Raw genomic sequence first — 20,991 nt, 5'->3', positions numbered from 1 at the left:
CTGCTTACTGGTAACGAATACAGCATGTGGTTGATAGTCAAATACTTTACTTTTTCGAACACTTGTTCTATAATTTTCTTGTTAGTAATAAAATTGGGTATTGGTTGGGAATATTCAAGTGATTATGGGGAAGTGTGGAGGTAATTGTGTCAAAACAGGCGAATGAACAAAATGACTCGTTGCAAGAATTGCTTGATAATGCTCCTATGAGCGCTAACAACGGTACTTTTATAGCTGATTTATCTAGTATTCCTTCTGAATGGAAAATAACTATCCAGGGTGCTAGAGAGCATAATCTAAAAAATGTAAGTTTATCGATTCCTAGGAATCGTATGGTTGTTTTTACTGGTCTTTCTGGATCTGGTAAGTCCTCGCTTGCGTTTGATACGCTTTTTGCAGAAGGTCAGCGACGCTATGTTGAGTCGCTTAGTGCTTATGCTCGCCAATTTTTAGGACGTATGGATAAGCCTGATGTTGATTTTATTGAGGGCCTAAGTCCTGCTGTTTCTATTGATCAAAAAACTACGAATCGTAATCCTCGTTCTACTGTTGGAACTATTACAGAAATATATGATTATTTGCGATTATTGTTTGCTAGGATTGGTGTGCCTCACTGTCCTGAATGTGGTCAAATAGTAAGCTCTCAAACTCCTCAGCAAATGACTGATTCGTTGCTTGCTATGCCAGAACGTACGAGGTTACAAATTCTTGCTCCAGTAGTTCGTGGTCGTAAAGGAGAATTTAAAGACACGCTTGAGCTTTTGCGCTCAGATGGTTATGCTCGTGCGATTATTGACGGACAAATGCATGAGCTTTCTGAAGATATTACTCTTACTAAACAGAAGAAACATACAATTGAAGTAGTAGTAGATCGTTTAGTTATTAAAGATGGCATTCGTGTTCGATTAACTGATTCGATTGAAACAGCATTAAAACTATCTAAGGGAGTAGTAATTGCTGATTTTGTTGACGAACCAGAAGACTCACAAACGCGTCGTAAATCATTTTCGGAGCATCGCGCATGCCCAAATAATCATCAATTAGAGCTTGATGAGATTGAGCCTAGAACATTTTCATTCAATGCTCCTTATGGTGCTTGCTCTGAATGTTCTGGCATTGGATACAATCTCGAAATTGATCCTGAACTTGTTATCCCAGACCCAGACAAATCTCTTGCGCAGGGAGCTATTGAGCCGTGGGCAATGAATAAGTCAGCTGGAATGTATTATCAGCACATACTTTCAGGACTTGCTAAAGATTTGCATTTTGATATGAATACTCCGTGGAAGGATCTAGCGGAAGACGTTAAACATGACATCATGTATGGTCATGATTTCACAGTTCAAGTTTCCTACACAAATAGGTGGGGGCGTCAGCGTGAATATTCTACTGGCTTTGAAGGTGTAGTTCGTACGCTTATGCGCAAACATGACGAAACTGATTCTGATCAAATGCGTCAATATTATGAGTCGTATATGCGTGAAGTTCCATGCCAAAAATGTAATGGAAAGCGTTTACGTCCAGAAGTTCTTGCAGTTACAGTATCTAATACTTCCATAGCTGAAGTTTGCGATATGCCAGTAGAGCGAAGTCTAGCATGGGTAAATGCTTTGCATTTGGATGGTTCTCAAGCAGTAATTGCAACAGAAATATTAAAAGAGATTCGTGCTCGACTTGGTTTTTTGAACGATGTGGGTTTAAGCTATCTCACTCTTTCAAGAGCTGCAAAAACTTTGTCTGGTGGAGAGGCTCAACGTATTCGTTTAGCTACTCAAATTGGATCAGGTTTAGTTGGTGTTATGTACGTGCTTGATGAGCCGTCTATTGGATTGCATCAAAGAGATAATGAGCGTTTGATTGCAACATTGCATCATCTGCGAAATCTTGGTAATACGCTTATTGTTGTCGAGCATGATGAAGATACTATTCGTCAGTCCGATTGGCTTGTTGATATTGGTCCAGAAGCTGGCGAGCATGGAGGAGAAGTAGTATATTCAGGTCCGTCTGATGGAATTATTAAAGCTCAGCGTTCAATTACTGGAGATTATATTGCTCACAGACGCTCAATAGATGTGCCAAAACAACGTCGTAGTGTAGACGAAAATCGTATGCTCCATATAATTAATGCCCATGAGCATAATTTAAAAAATATTGATGTAAGCATACCTTTGGGAGTATTCACATGCATAACGGGTGTATCTGGATCTGGTAAATCAACACTTATAAACTCAATTTTATATCCTGTTCTTGCAGACAAACTAAATGGTGCTCGAATTGTTCCAGGAAAGCACAAACGTATTGATGGTATTGAGCTTTGTGACAAAGTAGTGCATGTCGATCAGAATCCTATAGGAAGAACTCCTCGTTCTAATCCAGCAACTTACACTGGTGTTTGGGATAAAATACGTTCATTGTTTGCTCAGACTCCAGAAGCAAAAGTTCGTGGCTATGGTCCTGGTCGCTTCTCGTTTAATGTTAAAGGAGGCAGATGTGAAGCATGCCATGGCGACGGTACTTTAAAAATAGAAATGAACTTTTTGCCTGACGTATACGTAGAGTGTGAAGTTTGTCATGGTAAACGTTATAACCGTGAAACTTTGGAAGTTACATATAACGGAAAGTCTGTTGCAGATGTTCTTAATATGCCTATTTGTGAAGCTGCAATATTTTTCAAAGCATATCCTTCTATTTCTCGATATTTAGATACTTTAGTAAAAGTTGGCTTGGGCTATATTCGTCTTGGTCAAAGCGCAACAACGCTTTCTGGCGGTGAGTCTCAACGAGTAAAGCTTGCTACAGAGCTGCAGAGAAGATCTACTGGTAAAACAGTTTATATTCTTGATGAACCTACTACTGGACTGCATTTTGAAGATGTTAGGAAACTTCTAGCGGTTTTGCAATCTCTTGTAGATAAAGGCAACAGTGTTATTGTAATTGAACATAATCTTGATGTTGTGAAATCTGCAGATTGGATTATTGATTTAGGTCCAGAAGGAGGAGATAAAGGCGGAACCTTAGTTGCAGAAGGTAGTCCTGAGAGCGTAGCGCGTAATGGCGAGAGTTGGACAGGTAAATTCCTTAAGCAAATGTTACATTAAGCGTTCAAAAAAGTTACCGATCTGTAATTTGCTGAACTGAGAAATTTACTCGACAAATCTCATGAATAGTTGCATAAATCTTGTTTAGGAAAGGAGGTGAAAATGAAAGATAATGATCTTAATAAAAATTCTTATAAAGCATATGATTTGCAAGAAGAAAATAGGATGAGAGATAGTGAAAAATGGCGTAAAACGCAAGCAATAATAGATGAACAGTTTTCGAAAGATTCATCATTTGATGATGAAAGAGTAAATGCATTAGGAGCTCCATTGCTTGGTGATACCCGTGATTTATTCCGTCCAGCTTCTCGTGATATTCCAGCGCAACCTGGAGTATACAAGTGGCGTGATGGCGAGGGGCGAGTTATTTACGTTGGAAAAGCAAAAAATTTACGCAATCGTTTAGCGAATTATTTTCAACCTCTTTACCAACTTCATCCTAGAACTCAATCTATGGTTCTTACAGCTCGCAGTTTGGAATGGACTGTTGTAAGCACTGAATTTGAGGCTCTTACACTTGAATATACTTGGATTAAAGCTTTTAATCCTAGGTTTAATGTAGTTTTTCGTGACGATAAAACATATCCTTATGTTGCAGTTTCGCTAGAGGAAACTTTTCCAAGAGTATGGATTACTAGAAATCGTAGTGCGCGGCATGCTAGATATTTTGGTCCGTATGCAAAAGTGTGGCCTCTTCGTCATAGTTTAGATTCTTTACTTAAAACTTTTCCTATTCGCACATGCTCATCCTCTGTTTTTAGCAAAGCTCATAGGACTGGTAGACCTTGCTTATTTGCTTCGATTGGTAAATGTTCAGCTCCTTGTATAGGAAACATAGATCCTAGCGAACATCGCAAGATGGTAGAACATGTAGTTGGCATACTTACAGGCAGTGTTGGAGAGTCTTATATTTCACAAATTAAGAATGAGATGAAAGAAGCAAGTGAAGAGCTAGAATTTGAGCGTGCAGCTAAATTGCGTGACGAAATTGCTGTTTTGAACACTATTTTGCAACAAAATGCAGTTGTGTTTGACAATGATGTAGAAGCAGATGTTTTTGGATTCTGCGGAGATGAGCTTGAAGCGTCAATTCATGTATTTTTTGTCAGAGCTGGAATGATTCGTGGAGAGAAAAATTGGTCGGTAGAACGAAATGAGCATATCAGTGACAGTGATCTTATAGCTGATTTATTAACTCGCGTATACGCAGAATATGAGCAAAATTACACACAAAACCATGAAGATACTATTAGCATTAAGAAAGTTCGCGACGCTGTTAGCTCTACGCAGCAAGCTACTGCAACTGATGTAATATTGCGAGCGCAAGCTACTAAAACTCGTCGTGAACGTCAAGAGAGAACAGGTCGTGAGGATTTACTTGCTCCTATTTCGCCTGTTCCTCGTGAGATTATAGTTCCAATTAAAATTTCTGATGAACGTAAGCAAGAGCTTGAATTGTGGCTTAGCAATATTCGTGGTTCTCAAGTAAGTATTAGAGTTGCAGAGCGCGGAGAAAAACGTGCTCTTATGGATCGTGCAAACGATAATGCTAGTCAGGAATTGAAACGAATAAAATCTAGCCGTATTAACAGCATAGATATGAGAACAGAAGCTATGAATGAAATAGCAAAGGCGCTTGGAATGAGTAAATCTCCTTTGCGAATTGAATGTTATGATATCTCAAATACAGTTGATGGCAGTTATCAAGTTGCTTCTATGGTTGTTTTTGAAGATGGTGTTGCTCGTCCTAGTGAGTACCGTCATTTTGCGGTTCGAGGTGAACATGGTGATGGTAAAATAGATGATTTAAGTGCTGTTTATGAAACATTATTGCGAAGGTTTAAGCATAAAGATGTTTATGCAGAAAATAGGCTTGATGCATCAGATTCATCAGATACATCAGATACATCTGACTCATCTGATATTAATATTTGCGATGCTAACAGTATTTCTAATAAGCATTTTTCAGGTAATTCATTGACTAGTGCGCGGCATTTTGCTTATAAACCTCAATTAATTATTGTCGATGGAGGAAAAGAACAAGCAAAAGCTGCTAAAAGAGCTATGAGAGATGCTGGCGTAAGTGATATTACTGTTTGTGGTTTAGCTAAGAAGCTTGAAGAAGTGTGGCTTCCTGACGAAGATTATCCAATCATTTTTAAGAGAAGCTCAGAAGGATTGTATTTATTGCAGCGTGCTAGAGACGAGTCTCATCGTTTTGCTATTTCGTATCATCGTAAATTGCGAAGAAAAGGTTCATTGCATTCTACTTTTGATGCAATTCCTGGAATTGGAGCAGTGTATCGCAAGCGTTTGCTTGCATCTTTTGGTTCAATAAAATCTTTGAAAAATGCTTCATTAGAAGATTTGCAAAAAGTACCTGGAATTGGCGAGAATAAAGCAAAAGCTATATACAGTGCTTTGCGTAAAAATAATGATAAATAGCTTTTGAATTACTATGAGTCTTACTATGAGTCTTACTATGAGTCGTAACTCGTCAGCATAAGGCACTAGCCTAAGAAGTATGTCTCAGGAAATTGAAATTGGTTTGGGCAAAAAAGCCCGAGTTGCATATTCGCTTGACGATATTGCTATTGTTCCTTCGCGCCGCTCGCGTGATCCTCAAGCTGTATCTACTTCATGGCAAGTAGATGCTTACACGTTTGATATCCCAATTATTGCTGCTCCGATGGATTCTGTTACTAGCCCGGATACTGCGATTGCAATTGGTCAAATGGGTGGTCTTGGAGTTCTTGATCTAGAAGGTTTATGGACTCGATATGAGAATCCAGAACCTTTGTTAAAAGAAATAGCTGAGATGCCGTCAAATATTGCAACACGCCGCATTCAGGAGATTTATACTGAGCCAATCAAACCAGAATTGATTGCAAAGCGTTTGCATACAATCAGAGATGCTGGAGTGACAGTAGCAGGAGCTCTTTCTCCACAACGCACGCAAGAATTATATAACACTGTGCTAGAAGCTGGTGTTGATTTATTTGTGATTCGCGGAACAGCAGTATCTGCGGAACATGTTTCTAAAGATCATGAACCTCTTGATTTAAAGAAGTTTATTTACGATCTCGATGTCCCTGTTATTGTTGGAGGTTGCGCGGATTATACTTCTGCTCTTCATTTGATGAGAACTGGAGCTGCAGGTATTTTAGTCGGATTTGGCGGCGGAGCAGTATCCGCAACAATGAATACTTTAGGTGTGCAAGCACCTATGGCTACTGCCATTGCGGATGTTGCTGAAGCTCGTAGGGATTATATGGATGAATCCGGCGGTCGTTACGTGCAAATTATTGCTGATGGAGGAATGGGTAATTCCGGCAGCTTTATTAAGGCTCTTGCAGTTGGAGCTGACGCAGTTATGCTTGGTACTCCATTAGCTCGCGCAACTGAGGCTCCTGGTCATGGCACTCATTGGGGTGCTGAGGCTCGCCATTCATCACTTCCTCGTGGCATGCGCTCAAATGTTGGCACTGTGGCTCCGTTAGAAAATATTCTTTTCGGTCCAAGTCATGAAGCAGATGGTACTACAAACTTTGTTGGTGCATTGCGCAGAACAATGGCTTCTACAGGTTATGTTGATGTTAAGAGCTTCCAGCGTTGCAACGTAGTATTTAACCCATTCCATCAGGATATTCGTTAGTGTTATAAGTATGATGCTTATTGCATAAAATATGGCGGTTCAGTAATTTGCTCTGAGCCGCCATTTTTGTTTTCAAAATTGTTATATCTATATGAACATTCTATTGATTTATGCATAAATATGATTTTTTAGCTATATTTGCTATTCTTTTAAACCGTAATGTGTATAATTCAACACGCATAAAATCGTTTATTTTCAATAAAAACGACGAATATTTTGTAATTTATCCACATTTTTATTAATTACGCAGTTAGAGAAAAATTACGTTGTAAGCTTTTATCTAAACTCGTTTAGTTTGTAGAAATATAAGCTTAACAAGTTTTAAATAACAACAGTTTTAAATAATTGTTAAAACAGGAGAGAAACATGAAGATAGATTTTGCTGATGCCTATGGCATGGAAGATAACGATTACAGTGATGATGAGCTGAAAGATAAGTCCTCAAAGACTAAGAAAAACAATGACGAGGATCCTCCACATGTTTTCTGTAGACCTCGTATTAGCTTGCCTGTATATGAGGGTGAAGTTAGTGTTGGTTTTTCGCGTGAATGCTTGAAATACCATGTTGGAATGTGTTATTTCGACAGTAGAGATGAGCAGGCTTTTGTTAATTTAGCTTTAAAAACTTGTCAAATTGCTTGCATAGCTGCAGATATTTCGAGAGGTAGGCCTATTTCTCCAGCAATGTCGCAGCTTTTAACAAAAAGTTGTATTACTAAATTAACTAACATGTGGAAACTGATGGATGAGTATTTCACTGATAATAACGATTCGGAAACTCGCTCTGCTGTGCGTAGTTTTCCTGCAGTTCCGAGTTTGTTTAATGGAATGTTAGTCAGCCCGAATCATTTTGAAGGTGTTGTGCGCATTTGTGCAGGACCTGTGAAATACTGGGCGTCGTTATCTTTGGAATTGAAAAATAATCGTTGGATTTGCACGTATGCAGATCTAGGATAAAATCGTCGCTTATAGTAGGTAGCTGAAATAAGACATCTATGATAATGCGTTTGAAGACTTATGTACATATATTCAAATAAATATGAGCCCCTTATTGCTTGATTTGCTGATTTTTCAACAATTTTAGCAATAAAGGGGTTCACTTTTGTAAGATTAAACATTCTACCTTGCACGACTTGTAGAATCTAAGTTTTTTCCCAGTGTTTGTTTGTAAATGACAATATTAAGTATTATTTTTTGTACTTCGTGCAGTCGTGTCGATTCTGTTATCAAGTACAATAAATAATATGCTCCGAGAATTTGCTGTAGAAGCCATTCACCCAACTCAAGACGGTGATACCATTTATTCCTTACTCGCCAATCGTGCTATGCGTAGCCCACAAGACTTGGTTGCTCAATGGCAAGACGATGAAACTCGTCGTTGGCATGATGTTACTTCATCTGAAATGCTCGCGAAAGTTCGTGCAGTAGCTCGAGGCTTAATAGCACTCGGAGTTCAGCATGGCTCCAAAGTTGTTATTTACTCTGCTACATGTTATGAGTGGGGTATTGTCGATTTTGCTTGTGCATGTATTGGTGCTGTAAGCGTTCCTATTTATGAAACAGATTCAGCATTGCAGGCAGCTGACATTATCGATGAAGTTAAGCCAGTTATTGCTTTTGCTGGAGACGATGCGCATGCTCAATGCTTAGAGCGTGTTCGTCAGGATCATAAACATATAACTTTGAAAACCGTATTTAATTTCAAAGCTGGTGGCTTGGAAGCAGTTGTTGATTTTGGTAGATCTATTACTGAGGATGAGCTTAATAAAGCTGTTGATGTTGTTAAGGCAGATGATTTAGCTACTATTGTTTACACCTCTGGCTCGACTGGTAGACCTAAAGGCGCAATGCTTTCAAATCGTAATTTTACGCATATTGTTTTTGCTGGTTACGATGTTCTTAACGATATGTTATGCAAACCAAATCGTTTGCTTTTATTCCTTCCATTGGCGCATTGTTTTGCTCGGTACATTCAATATGTTGCTATTGGTGCTCACGGTGTTATTGGATATGTGCCTAATGCTAAGCATCTTTTGGCTGATTTGCGTAGTTTTAAGCCTACGTATTTACTTGGCGTGCCTAGAGTTTTTGAAAAAGTTTATAATGCTGCGTCACAAAAAGCTGGTGCTGGCATAAAGGGTCGTATCTTTGCTAAAGCTGTAAAGCATTTCATTCAATGGTCTCGCGACAATGTTGAAGGTAAAACTCATTCTCTTGCTGCACGCATGAATCATGCGATGTACATGAAAACAGTTGGTTCTTCTATTCGTTCAGCTTTAGGTCCTAATCTTTCATGGTTAGCTTGCGGTGGAGCTCCAATGGATGCTGATTTGGCTCATTTCTTTAATGGTCTTGATGGTATTACTTTTATTCAAGGGTATGGAATGACTGAAACTGCCGCTCCTTGTGTAGTTAATTTTGAGCATGCAAATCAAGTTGGATCTGTAGGTCGACCTGGTCCTGGTATAGCTATCCGTCTTGCTGACGACGATGAAGTGCTTATTAAAGGTCCTAACGTATTTATGGGATATTTCAATAAGCCTGAGCTTACTGCAGAAGTTATTGACGAAGATGGATGGTTGCATTCAGGCGATCTTGGCTCAATAGATGATGAAGGATTCTTGTCTATTACTGGTCGCAAAAAAGATATTATTATTACTGCCGGTGGCAAGAATATAAGTCCTGCTCCTATGGAAGGTATTATTGCTCAATGCCCATTAGTTTCTCATGCTGTAGTAGTGGGCGATGGTAAGCCATTTGTTTCTGCTTTAATTGAGCTTGATCCAGATATGGTTCGTTCTTGGCTAAAGAATAAGGGTATGGATGTTAACCTTACTATGAGTGAGATTGCTACTAACGAAGCAGTGCGTTCAGTAATTCAGCAATTTATTGACCAAGCTAATAGTACTGTTTCTCGCGCTGAGTCTGTTCGTAAGTTTGTTATTTTGCAAGATGAATTTACTCAAGATGCTGGAACCTTGACTCCAAGTATGAAGATTGTTCGTCCGAAGATTCTTGCTCGCTATGCTGATATTATCGAAACGCAATTGTATGCTCCAAAGCCTAATACTCGTCCTTTGCCAGCAACTGTAAAGATTCTCGATAAAACTACTGAGACTGTTAAGCAAGCACAGGAGACTGTTAAGCAAGCACAGGAAGCTGTAACTCCTCGAGTACGTCAAGCTATCGATCAAGCTGCGAATCATTTGAAGCGTTTTGGTGAAGAATCTTCATCAGATTCCTCTTCGACATCGCATAGTGATCATAATGAACATGTCGAGTAAAAAGCTTACATATTTGTAGTTGTTTTTTCGTTATTCCTACTTACATAAAAGAAAGAGTAATCGAGTGTCTATTAGAAAAATTCGTATTGTTCCGGATCCCGTATTGCGAACTCCTTGTGATGAGATTCGTGAAATTACGCCAGCTGTGAAACATTTAGTTGATGATTTATTGGAAACGGTAAATGATCCAGGTAGAGCTGGATTGTCTGCTAATCAGATTGGTGTAAGTTTTAGAGCTTTTTCTTACAATATAAATGGTCGAATTGGCTATATTCTAAATCCAGTAATTGAAGAGCTAAAAGGTGAACAGTACGACGACGAGGGTTGCCTTTCTGTTCCGGGATTATGGTACAAAACTAGGCGTGCAAATTATGCTAGAGCTCGTGGAATTGATTTAGATGGTAAGACTGTAGTGCTTGAAGGTGAAGGTCTTATGGCTAGAATGATTCAGCATGAGTGTGATCATTTAGATGGTCATATTTATTTGGATAGGCTTGAAAAGGATGTGCGCCGTCAAGCGTTGCGTGAGTTGCGCAATAATATGCGTAGCTAAGTTTTAGTTTTTATGCGTTATGTGTAAATAATTTTTTAAAAGTTATCGGCATTTTTGTTGCTTTTATAGCTACAAGGATGCCGATTTTTGGTATTGAGTATCTGATATAATCACTCTCTGCGTGTCCATTTTGAGCATGAGTATTGCCGCGTTATATGATTGCTCGCTTTTTATTGTCTACACGGATTCGCAAATACGCGCCATGTACGCGTCCGTTCGTGTCGGTCAGCTTGGATTTAGGCATGTGTCAGCCAGGTTGCATGCGAACAGACATGGCCAGGAAATAACCGACAAGAAAGGTATATAGATATGGCACAGATTACCATGAGCGAAATGCTGAAGGCTGGTTTGCACTTCGGTCATCAGACTCGTCGCTGGAACCCAAAGATGAAGCAGTTCATTCTTACCCAGCGCAATGGTATTCATATCATCAATTTGTTCAAGTCTCTCGACATGATCGACAAGGCTTATGACTTCATCAAGCAGACTGTTGCTCACAATGGCACTGTTCTCTTCGTGGGCACTAAGAAGCAGGCTCAGGAAGCTGTACAGAATCAGGCAACTCGCGTAAACATGCCTTATGTTTGCGAGCGTTGGCTTGGCGGTATGTTGACCAATTTCCAGACTGTTTCTACTCGCGTAAAGCGCTTGAAGGAACTTGAGGAAATGGACTTCAGCGATGTTCGTGGATCCGGCTTGACTAAGAAGGAACTTTTGCTTCTCGAGCGCGAGAAGGACAAGCTTTCCAAGCAGCTCGGTGGTATTCGCAACATGAACCGCACTCCATCCGCCATGTTCGTTGTTGATATTAACAAGGAAGCTTTGGCTGTTGAAGAAGCCCATAAGCTCGGTATTCCAGTTGTGGCAATTGTTGATACTAACACTGATCCTGAGGCTGTTGAGTATCCAATTCCTGCTAACGACGATGCTATTCGTGGCATTGAGTTATTGACCAGCTTGATGGCTGATGCTGTAGCTGAAGGCTTGCTTGAGCATGCCGGTAAGGGCGCTAAGTCTGAAGGTAATGATGCTCAGCCAATGGCAGCTTGGGAGAAGGAATTGCTCACCAAGGAAGGCGAAGCTGAAGCTGAGCCTGCCAAGGAAGAAAATACTGAGGCAAACGCCTGATAAGCTAATTTGCAACCAGATTCTTATCTAGAAGCTGCAAAATCCAATTGATTTTGCTTTTTGCAGCTTTTAAGAATCATATTGATACGAGGAGAACAAAATGGCAGCAATTACTGCAGCGTTGATTAAGCAGGTGCGTGAAGAAACCGGCGCCGGCATGATGGACGTTAAAAAGGCTCTTACTGAAGCTGAAGGCGACGTTGCCCGCGCTAAGGAAATCATCCGCGCTAAGGGTATTCAGGCAGCTGGTAAGCGTGAAGGTCGTAAGGCTCAGGAAGGTACCATCGCTTCTAAGGTTGTTAAGTCTGCTGAAGGCGAAACTGGTTACGCAGTTGAGTTGAATTCTGAAACTGACTTTGTGGCAAAGACACCAAAGTTTGTGGAATTCTCAAACACTGTTCTTGACCATGCTGTTGAAGCTAATGCTTCTACTGCTGAAGAAGTACTTGCAGCACCAGCTGATAGCGCAACTGTTAAGGAATCTGTTGAAGAAGCAGCAGCTTTGTTTGGCGAGCACGTCAAGGTTGGTCAGGTTGCTAAGGTAAGCGGTCCACACGTTGAGATTTATGCTCACAAGAAGTCTGTGGAATTGCCTCCAAGCATCGTTTCCATGATTGCTACTGACGAGGCTGGTGCAAAGGTTGCTCACGAAGCTGCTTTGCAGATTTCCGCTATGGGTGCGCAGTGGCTTCGCCGCGAAGATGTTCCAGAAGAAGTTTTGGAATCTGAGCGTCGCGTTGCAACCGAGAAGTCCTTGGCTGAAGGCAAGCCAGAGAAGATTGTTCCAAAGATTGTTGAAGGACGTATGAACGCTTTCTTCAAGGAAACTGTACTTCTCGAGCAGGCATACGTTAAGGATCCATCCAAGAGCGTTGGTGACTTGTTCAAGGAAGTTGGCGGCACCGCTCTTGCCTTTGCTCGCGTTGAGGTTGGCAAAGGTGCTGCTGAATAAGCACTAATTATATAAGAATTTATTTTTGTTCTTGTATATAGGGTTGCGTGCACAAGTTGTGCGCAACCCATTTTTTATATTCATTTTCCAGCTTAACGTGCGTTTTGAGTGTCGTTATTGATAGATAAACTGACAAAGATATACCTCATTCGCCGTTATGACTGGAGGAATCTGTATGGCTATTGCACAAACGGATGAAGGAAAGTCCCGTAGGGTTTTATTAAAGCTTTCTGGAGAAGCATTCGGTGGTGGCGCTGTTGGTATTGATACTAATGTTATTCGTAGGATTGCTGGCGAAATAGTAGCTGCAGTGAATCAAGGCGTTCAGGTTGCTATTGTTGTCGGCGGCGGTAACTTCTTTAGGGGAGCAGAACTGCAGCAAGCAGGTATTGATCGTAGCCGTGGCGATTATATGGGTATGTTGGGCACTGTAATGAACTGCTTGGCTCTTCAGGATTTTCTTGAGCAAGCAGGGCAAGCAACTCGCGTACAAACTGCTATTACAATGGGTCAGGTTGCAGAACCTTATATTCCGTTGAAAGCAATTCGTCACCTTGAAAAGGGTCGTGTGGTTATTTTTGGTGCTGGTGCCGGAATGCCATATTTTTCTACTGATACTGTTTCTATTCAACGTTCATTGGAAATTCATTGCGATGAAGTTCTTATGGGCAAGAATGGTGTGGATGGCGTATATAGTGCTGATCCTCGTAAAGATTCTACTGCTCGTAAGTTCTTAACACTAAACTACAATCGCGCTATCGTTGATGGTTTAGCTGTTATGGATGCGTCTGCGCTTTCTATGGCTCGCGATAATAATCAAAAAATTCGTGTGTTTGGTCTTGAGGGCGAAGGTAACGTAACTAGTGCTCTTGTTGGAGAATCTATTGGCACATTAGTGTCTAATGCAGAGCCAACATTTGCTTAAATATTATAAAGGAGAACACATGTCAGCAATAATTGATCAAGCCCGTGAACAGATGAATAAGTCTGTTGAAGCTACTAAAGAGAATTTTATGGGTATTCGCACCGGTCGTGCTAATCCTGCTTTGCTAAACGGAATTATGGTTGATTATTATGGTGCTCCAACTCCAATTAAAGCTGTTGCATCTATTGGTGTTCCAGAGCCTAGAACTCTTTCAGTTACGCCTTTTGACGCTTCTCAAGCGAATGCTGTTGAAAAGGCTATTCGCGATTCTGATTTAGGTGTAAGCCCTAATCGTGATGGCAATGTTATTCGTGTTACTATGCCAGAGCTCACGGAAGAGCGTCGCAAGGAATACGTCAAGCTTGCTAAGAATAAAGCAGAAGAAGGCAAAGTTGCAGTTCGCAATATTCGTCGCAAAGCTAAGGAATCTATTGACAAGTCTGTTAAAGATGGTGAACTTGGCGAAGATGAAGGCGATCGTTTACAAAAAGAGCTTGATAAAGTAACTAAGCAAGTTACTGATTCTTTAGACGTTTTGCTTGAAGGTAAGCAAAAAGAAATTATGGAAGTCTGAGATTTTTGTAGTTTCAAACTGAATGGGTGCCGTATGAGTCAAATAAAACAGCATAATTTTGCCAATGAAGTCAGTAAAGCAAATGCTGAAAAAACTGCATCAGAAGTAGGATTGTCTTTTGACAAAGCAGATACTGCTACACATGGCACCCATGAAACTTTAAGTGATATTAATCGTCGCACGGGCAGGAATATGCCTCAAGCAATTGCTACTGCCGCAATACTAGTTGTAGCAATTGTTTCTTGCTTAATTATTAGCATTGATGTCTTTATAGTGCTTATGGCCATTTTTATGGTTCTGGCATTGTGGGAATTACATGTTGATTTTGCAACTCTCGGTTTGCGTATTCCTTTCGTAACGTTATCAATATGTTCGCTTGTAACTATTTTTGCAACATACTATGCAAAATGGCATGCTGTTGCTATGGCTAGTGGAATTACTGCATCTTTGCTTCTTACAGTAATTTGTGCGACTCTTAGCAGTACTATTTCAGATAGAACGATGCAAGCTGTAGAAAAAAAGCTCGATGGTTCTAACCGCTCATCATACGAACATACTTTATTTACGAATACGTCTGTTTCGCTATTCGTGGTGTTGTACATTCCACTTTTAGCTTCTTGCATTGTATTAGCTCTTACAAATACAAAATACGCAGTTGCTCACGCTATGCTTTTGGTATTTTTACCTGCATTAAGTGACACTGGCGGATTATTTGCTGGTGCATGGTTGGGCAAACATAAGCTTTCTCCGCGAATCTCTCCTAAGAAGTCTGTAGAAGGCTTAATAGGCTCAATGCTTTTTGCAATTATAGGAGCATATGCAATTATTGCAGGTTTTTATGGTTCCTCTTGGTTCAATTTCTGGTGGATGCCATTAGTCATGGGTATTTCTTCTGGAATCATTGGCACATTCGGTGACTTGTGTGCTTCTATGCTTAAAAGAGATATTGGTATTAAAGACATGGGGCATTTGCTAAAAGGTCATGGTGGTGTTCTTGACCGAGTAGATTCTATTTTGCTGTGCGGTCCTGTGCTGCTTGTGCTTTTGCAACTTGCTCATTTCTGAATTTATCTGTCGCAATCGTGGGCTTAGACTAATATCGACGCCATGACAGTCTGTTTTATCCCGTCGCCAAGTATTTCGCAATTTTCTCTTGGCTTTGTAAACATAAAGTTTTACGCTCTTAGTATTCTTGCCGGTATTTTGGTTGCAATGTGGATTACTACGCGTCGATGGAAGCGTCTTGGAGGAGATTTTAACCAGATACTTGATCTTGTTTTAGTCAGTCTTCCTGCTGGAATAATTGGCGCGCGTTTGTATCACGTTATTACAACTCCAGAAAAGTTTTTTGGCTCTAATGGTGATTTTTTAGAAATATTTAGAATTTGGAATGGTGGTCTAGGAATTTGGGGCGGCATATTCTTAGGCGCATTGGCTGCTTGTGTGTTATGCAAGTATCGTAAATATCCTATTGGATTACTAGCTGATTGTGCAGCTCCTGCAGTGCTTATTGCTCAAGGTATAGGAAGATTGGGGAATTGGTTTAATCAAGAACTTTACGGAGCTCCTACTAACTTGCCATGGGGTTTGAAGTTAAATTATGATACCACACAAGCAATAGGTCATAGTGAAAGATGTTATGATGGGTTAACGTGCCCAGAAGGCACATTATTTCATCCAACATTTTTGTACGAGATGATTTGGAATTTCATCGGTGCTGCATTGCTTATTTATTTTGGCAAAGTTATAGCTAAGAAGTTAAAAGCCGGTTCCGTATTCGCACTTTATGTTATGTGGTACACAATCGGACGAGTATGGATTGAGGCATTGCGAATTGATTTTTCACATGTTTTCTTAGGTGTTCGCATTAATGTTTGGGTTTCTATTATCGTATTTATTTGTGCAACTATTGTTTTTGCTTTGCTGCAAAAGAGTGCTAGTACTCGTGATTCTCTTGTTGAACGACTTATAGATATAACTTCAGATGAAAGAGAACGTGAGTCTCAGAATACTTCTAGTAAATAAGTTTCAAGTATTTGAAAAAACAATTTTAAAAATTTTGTTTTTATAAAACTAGTCGCTTGCATTTTCTAGAATAGTACACATGAATATACAAATAGCACCTAGCATTCTTTCCGCAGATTTTTGCAATCTTGAGCGTGACCTTGATGCAATATCTAATGCGGATCTTGTTCATGTCGATGTAATGGATCATCACTTTGTACCTAATTTGACTTTGGGTGAACCAATTGTTAAGCGAATTTGTGAGGTTACTAAACTTCCAGTTGACGTACATTTGATGATTGAGGATCCAGATCGTTGGGCTCCAGAATACGCTAAGCTTGGAGCTGCTTCTGTGAGTTTCCATATGGGTGCTACTCATGCTCCAGTGAGATTAGCTCGTCAGCTTCGCGATATGGGTTGTAAAGCTTGCTTTGCTGTGCGCCCTGCGGAACCAGTTGAACCTATTTTCGATATTCTTGATGAATTCGATATGGTTCTTATTATGACTGTTGAGCCTGGTTTCGGTGGACAGAAGTTCTTAGCTAATCAAATGAATAAGGTTCGCCGTTTACGTGACGAAATTACTCGTCGCGGATTGCAGACTCATATTCAGGTCGATGGAGGAGTTAGTCCTTCAACTGCAGCAATAGTTGCTGAAGCTGGTGCTGATGTGCTTGTTGCAGGTTCTGCAGTTTATGGAGCAGAAAGTCCTAAAGAGGCGATTGAAGCTATTCGTAATACTGCAAAAGCTGCTTGGCACGAATAAATATTAGATGTATGTTGGGGACATGAAATATGTCCCCAACATATTAAGTATTGCACAACAAGCGAGTTTTTTTGATGCGAATATATGCTGATTAATTGAGTGATTTCGTATGAGGAAGATATTATGACTAAGTTCGTTATTAATCAGGAATATAGTCCTGAAGCAATGAATCGAGTTTTGACAATACCTAATCTAATCAGTTTTTTGCGCATATGTTCAATTCCTTATATTGCTTGGCTTATTACACAGCATCAGATGACTTTTGCTCTTATTGTTTTAGCAATATCTGCGTTTTCTGATTGTCTTGATGGTTATATTGCTCGTACTTTGAATCAAGTTAGTAAGTTGGGTCAAATCCTTGATCCTATAGCTGATCGTCTATTGATTTTTTGCAGTACGTTAGCTTTAGCTGTTGCAATGATTATCCCTTGGTGGGCACTTTTATTAGTAGTATTGCGTGATGTTATTATGGCTGTACTTGTAATAGTACTTGCGCAAAGAGATTATGGTCCTTTGCCTGTTAACTTTGTAGGTAAAGCTGGTACAGCGCTTCTTATGCTTTCGATCGTTTCTTTAATGATTGTTTATGCTGTAGCTACTGAGTCTATGTTCCTGCTTTATGCTGCTGCACTTGCATGTGGAGTGTGGGGTATTGCTCTATATTGGTATGCTGGCTTGCTTTACTATATGCAAGCTTATTTGTTACTTGCTAAGTCAAGAAAAAACTAAATAAGGCGTGTACGCACATATGACTAAGCAAGATGAATTTGTTAGTTTAAAAGATAGTATCAAAGATTTAGATGTAAAACATACGTCTCATAAAAGCACTATGCCAATGTCTTTTGCTGCTCCTGATGGAATGTTGTTAACTAGGCGTAGAGCATTATTCTCGCACTCATTTACTGGTATTTCAACGCATCATGTTGTAATGTCTCCTAGTGGTTTTGCTCACAATCATGATCGTAGACGTTATATTGACGATTATGCTTTGCGTCTTATTGATGATTTAACTAATCGTCCGGTTGATCCAATGTTTATGGATGCAAGATTAAGTAAACAACCTGTTAAACCGTTTAATCTGTGGTTCACTAGAGCTATAGTATTTTTATTGTGTGTTTCTATCGGTACTGTTGGGAGTCAGTTTGTTCGTAAGTTACACACTGATCCTAGAAAAGCAATACGTTCTTCATTAGCTAATGAGTTGTCAGGTTATACGTCTCGTTTCGATAAGCTTGTAGAAGAAGTAACGTTATTGAGAAATAACGTAGATCATGAGTCGCAAAAAATTACTACGCCTGAAGAGGATGAAGTTAGTAAATCAGATGATATGGTTAATGGCACTCATGCTGTAGAAGGTTCTGGGATTACTGTAACTATTGCTAATCCTATTTCTGCTTCGAGCGATGTGAATAGCGGTTCTTTGCCTCGCGAGAGTAATGGCGCAAGAATGCGATTAGTTACAGATCGCGATATTCAACAATTTGTATCATTATTGTGGAAAGCAGGCGCTGAAGCTATTTCTGTTAATGGGCATAGACTTGGAGCACAAACTTCTATTCGTGTTGCTGGCCAAACTATTCTTATTGGAGTTAATCAAACTCAAAGTCCATATGTTATTGAAGTTATTGGCGATTCTGATGATTTAATTAAACAGTGTAATGATATGAAACGCATGAAATGGTACGCATCTTTAGCTAATGCAGGCATTAATCCACAGGTTTCACCTTCGAGAGTTATACGACTCAGCGCAGCAAACACAGGCGATATCAGTTTTGCCAACGAGAGAATTAGGAGATAAGCATGGCAGCGATTTTTGGATTAATTTTGGGAGTATTAATTGGAGTTGTTGTTCATCCAGATATTCCTATTGTCATTCAGCCTTATTTACCTATTATGGTCGTTGCAGCACTAGATGCGTTGCTTGGTGCTGCACGTGCATATTTTGAAAGAAACTTTTCGGATAAAGTTTTTGTTATTTCATTCTTCTCAAACGTTATAGCAGCTACGTTGCTTGTTTTACTTGGAAATCAGCTTGGTGTAGGTGCACAATTACAAACTGCAGTTATTGTTGTTTTAGGAATTCGTATTTTCTCTAACGTTTCTGCAATTCGTCGTTTCATCTTCAGGAGTTAGCATATGGTTTCAATGTTTTCTCATTCTCCACAAGGTGATGATATTCTTCATAAAATGCGTCGTCAAAAAGCGCATGATCGTGAAAGTGATGAAACTCAAACTGGATCTTTCCCAGCAGTTCATCGTAAAGTAAAATCTTCACTAAGTGGTCATGTGACGCGGGCGCGTATATTTACGGGCTTTTTAATGATGTTGCTCTGCGCTTTATTAGGTTTTGCGTACATGATTCAAGTTAATCGTAGTAACTCACTTTTGTATGAAACAATGAGTGAAGAGGAGTTGACGCGTCTTATTACAGAAACTCATTCTCAAATTCAGAGTTTGGAAAGCCGAAAAAGTGAATTAACAGGTCAGCTTAATTCGTTGCGTGAAGCAGTAGATAAACAAGATGAAGCTCGTCGCATTGCTCAGCAGAATGCTCAAGCAAATGGTCTTATTTCTGGACGTCTGCCGGCAGTAGGTAAAGGTATTGTAGTTCACATTACCGCAGGTGAAAAAGAGAATATTGATGCCGCTACGATGTTTCAGCTAATAGAGGAATTGCGAAATGCTGGCGTAGAAGTTATGTCTATTAACGGTGTGAGAATAGTTACTTCAAGCTATATTTCACAAACTAAGCATGGTCTTATATGTGACAATATTATGATTGATCCTCCTTATATTGTGAAAGCAATTGGTGACCCTCAGAATTTGCAAAATGCTGTTAATATTGCAGGCGGTGTTGGGTCGCGTTTAAAAATTAAATTTGGTTCTTCTGTAATGGTTTCAGTGCCTGATGAGGTAGAAATTACTTCGACACGCGAACCAAAACAGTACGAATATGCAAAACCAGTCGAGTAACAAGGTAGAATAGCAAGTATGACTGAACCGATTCCTACAGCTGGCGAAACCACTATTATTGGTATGCCAGCTATTCATATTCCAATGAATACAACTTCAGATCGTCCTATGCAGCAGGATGATTTTGATACTATAGCGAAACTACGTCCTGGTACTGCGTTGTTGATTTCAACTAGGGGAGCAGTGTCTGGTTCTCGCTATCTTCTCGATGAAGACTTAGTAACAGTTGGGCGCGATTCGCATGCTGATATTTTGTTAGATGATTCTACTGTTTCGCGTGCTCATGCAGTGTTTAAGCGCCATAATGGCGTGTTTAGCATTTCAGATTCTGGAAGTCTAAATGGTACGTATGTAAATCGTGAACGTGTTGATGAATCAGTGCTGCATAATGGCGATGAAATTATGATTGGCAAATTCAGACTGGTATTTTTCGCACATGACGCAGTCACAGTCCGATAATGTGATTAACGCAGTACAGGGGGAGCTTTTTAATTTTTCTCTGTCTGCTGATCACGCTTCAGGATACCGTGGTAGTGTCGCTATGAAGGTTGCCGGTATTACTTACCGGCAACTCGATTATTGGGCTCGTAAAAGCATTATAGAGCCTTCAATTCATGCATCTAGCGGTTCTGGTTCTCGTCGTTTGTATTCTTTTAAGGATATTGCGATTATGGCTGTAGCTAAAAGGCTGCTTGATGCTGGCGTTAATTTAGTTAATGTTACTACGGCTATTATTTTTCTTAATCGATACTCAGAAGAGCGTTTGAGAAATATGACTATTATTTGTGATGGTCAATCTGTTCAAGAGTGCGATGAGAATCAAGATAATATGCGTAGTATGCTTGCTTCTGGTTTAGCAGTATTTGCTATTGCTGTTGGCCGCATTGTTTCTAGAGTTGAAGAGGACTTATCTTCTGAAAATTCTGTTGATGCTACGCAAGTTGAAGAAAAAAGTAGTAAGTCTACTCGCAAATCTTATTCAAAACCTACTTCTCATACATCTTCAAACTCATGGAGTCTTGTTCAGGAAACGTGGGGATAATGGCATGTTTGTAGTTGTTATTATCGCTGTTATTTGC

At 39.8% G+C, this 20,991-nt stretch carries 19 protein-coding genes; all 19 read left to right on the top strand.

Translation table 11 applies throughout. The annotated features are described in order from the left end of the window. The first annotated feature begins 206 nt into the window (after positions 1-206). The 19 genes from uvrA (at position 207) to HXT47_RS04145 (ending at position 20,954) form a co-directional block, all read left to right on the top strand. A complete protein-coding gene (uvrA, locus tag HXT47_RS04235; protein ID WP_223293644.1) occupies positions 207-3,098 on the top strand; it encodes an excinuclease ABC subunit UvrA in 2,892 nt (963 codons plus the stop codon). 102 nt (positions 3,099-3,200) lie between these two features. Further along, positions 3,201-5,543: an excinuclease ABC subunit UvrC gene (uvrC, locus tag HXT47_RS04230; RefSeq protein WP_004106589.1), complete on the top strand. Its 2,343-nt coding sequence runs from the start codon at positions 3,201-3,203 to the stop codon at positions 5,541-5,543. A gap of 79 nt (positions 5,544-5,622) precedes the next feature. Next, entirely contained in the window at positions 5,623-6,753 is a 1,131-nt protein-coding gene (locus HXT47_RS04225; RefSeq protein ID WP_004106592.1) for a GuaB3 family IMP dehydrogenase-related protein, read from the top strand. A gap of 366 nt (positions 6,754-7,119) precedes the next feature. Continuing rightward, complete coding sequence (locus HXT47_RS04220) at positions 7,120-7,710, top strand: hypothetical protein (RefSeq protein ID WP_004106594.1); 591 nt, start codon at positions 7,120-7,122, stop codon at positions 7,708-7,710. A 287-nt stretch (positions 7,711-7,997) separates the two neighbouring features. Next, positions 7,998-10,037, top strand: coding sequence for an AMP-dependent synthetase/ligase (locus HXT47_RS04215; RefSeq protein ID WP_004106596.1), 2,040 nt, complete (start codon positions 7,998-8,000; stop codon positions 10,035-10,037). Between the two features lie 64 nt (positions 10,038-10,101). Continuing rightward, positions 10,102-10,590 carry a peptide deformylase gene (locus HXT47_RS04210; protein WP_004106598.1) on the top strand — a complete coding sequence of 163 codons (489 nt, stop codon included), beginning with the start codon at positions 10,102-10,104 and terminating at the stop codon, positions 10,588-10,590. Between the two features lie 309 nt (positions 10,591-10,899). Beyond that, entirely contained in the window at positions 10,900-11,718 is an 819-nt protein-coding gene (gene rpsB, locus HXT47_RS04205) for a 30S ribosomal protein S2 (protein ID WP_119526583.1), read from the top strand. A 100-nt stretch (positions 11,719-11,818) separates the two neighbouring features. After that, positions 11,819-12,670, top strand: a complete 852-nt coding sequence (tsf, locus tag HXT47_RS04200) for a translation elongation factor Ts (RefSeq protein ID WP_421788885.1) — start codon at positions 11,819-11,821, stop codon at positions 12,668-12,670. 175 nt (positions 12,671-12,845) lie between these two features. Then, a complete protein-coding gene (gene pyrH, locus HXT47_RS04195) occupies positions 12,846-13,595 on the top strand; it encodes a UMP kinase (protein WP_004106602.1) in 750 nt (249 codons plus the stop codon). Between the two features lie 19 nt (positions 13,596-13,614). Continuing rightward, positions 13,615-14,169, top strand: coding sequence for a ribosome recycling factor (frr, locus tag HXT47_RS04190; protein ID WP_004106603.1), 555 nt, complete (start codon positions 13,615-13,617; stop codon positions 14,167-14,169). 33 nt (positions 14,170-14,202) lie between these two features. Then, positions 14,203-15,234 carry a phosphatidate cytidylyltransferase gene (locus tag HXT47_RS04185; RefSeq protein ID WP_012914196.1) on the top strand — a complete coding sequence of 344 codons (1,032 nt, stop codon included), beginning with the start codon at positions 14,203-14,205 and terminating at the stop codon, positions 15,232-15,234. Positions 15,235-15,276: 42 nt separating this feature from the next. Continuing rightward, complete coding sequence (gene lgt, locus HXT47_RS04180; protein ID WP_004106607.1) at positions 15,277-16,194, top strand: prolipoprotein diacylglyceryl transferase; 918 nt, start codon at positions 15,277-15,279, stop codon at positions 16,192-16,194. A gap of 79 nt (positions 16,195-16,273) precedes the next feature. Beyond that, positions 16,274-16,939, top strand: a complete 666-nt coding sequence (rpe, locus tag HXT47_RS04175) for a ribulose-phosphate 3-epimerase (protein WP_004574269.1) — start codon at positions 16,274-16,276, stop codon at positions 16,937-16,939. 123 nt (positions 16,940-17,062) lie between these two features. Beyond that, the gene (locus HXT47_RS04170) at positions 17,063-17,668 is read left to right on the top strand and encodes a CDP-alcohol phosphatidyltransferase family protein (RefSeq protein ID WP_064340298.1); all 606 of its coding nucleotides are present in this window, start codon (positions 17,063-17,065) and stop codon (positions 17,666-17,668) included. A gap of 19 nt (positions 17,669-17,687) precedes the next feature. Next, positions 17,688-18,737 carry a DUF881 domain-containing protein gene (locus HXT47_RS04165; RefSeq protein WP_004106613.1) on the top strand — a complete coding sequence of 350 codons (1,050 nt, stop codon included), beginning with the start codon at positions 17,688-17,690 and terminating at the stop codon, positions 18,735-18,737. Between the two features lie 2 nt (positions 18,738-18,739). Beyond that, positions 18,740-19,072 (top strand): small basic family protein, encoded by a 333-nt coding sequence (locus HXT47_RS04160; protein ID WP_004106615.1) that lies wholly within the window; start codon positions 18,740-18,742, stop codon positions 19,070-19,072. A 3-nt stretch (positions 19,073-19,075) separates the two neighbouring features. Continuing rightward, positions 19,076-19,912, top strand: a complete 837-nt coding sequence (locus tag HXT47_RS04155; protein WP_004574263.1) for a DUF881 domain-containing protein — start codon at positions 19,076-19,078, stop codon at positions 19,910-19,912. An 18-nt stretch (positions 19,913-19,930) separates the two neighbouring features. Further along, entirely contained in the window at positions 19,931-20,371 is a 441-nt protein-coding gene (locus HXT47_RS04150; RefSeq protein WP_004106618.1) for an FHA domain-containing protein, read from the top strand. Next, entirely contained in the window at positions 20,349-20,954 is a 606-nt protein-coding gene (locus HXT47_RS04145; protein WP_004106620.1) for a MerR family transcriptional regulator, read from the top strand. The genes HXT47_RS04150 and HXT47_RS04145 overlap by 23 nt, the downstream gene beginning before the upstream one ends. Positions 20,955-20,991 lie beyond the last annotated feature (37 nt).

This window comes from Gardnerella sp. DNF01205, assembly GCF_049244135.1.
Lineage (GTDB): Bacteria > Actinomycetota > Actinomycetes > Actinomycetales > Bifidobacteriaceae > Bifidobacterium > Bifidobacterium leopoldii.
Note: the sequence above shows the minus strand (reverse complement) of the source record. Positions and strands in the feature narration are given on the sequence as shown.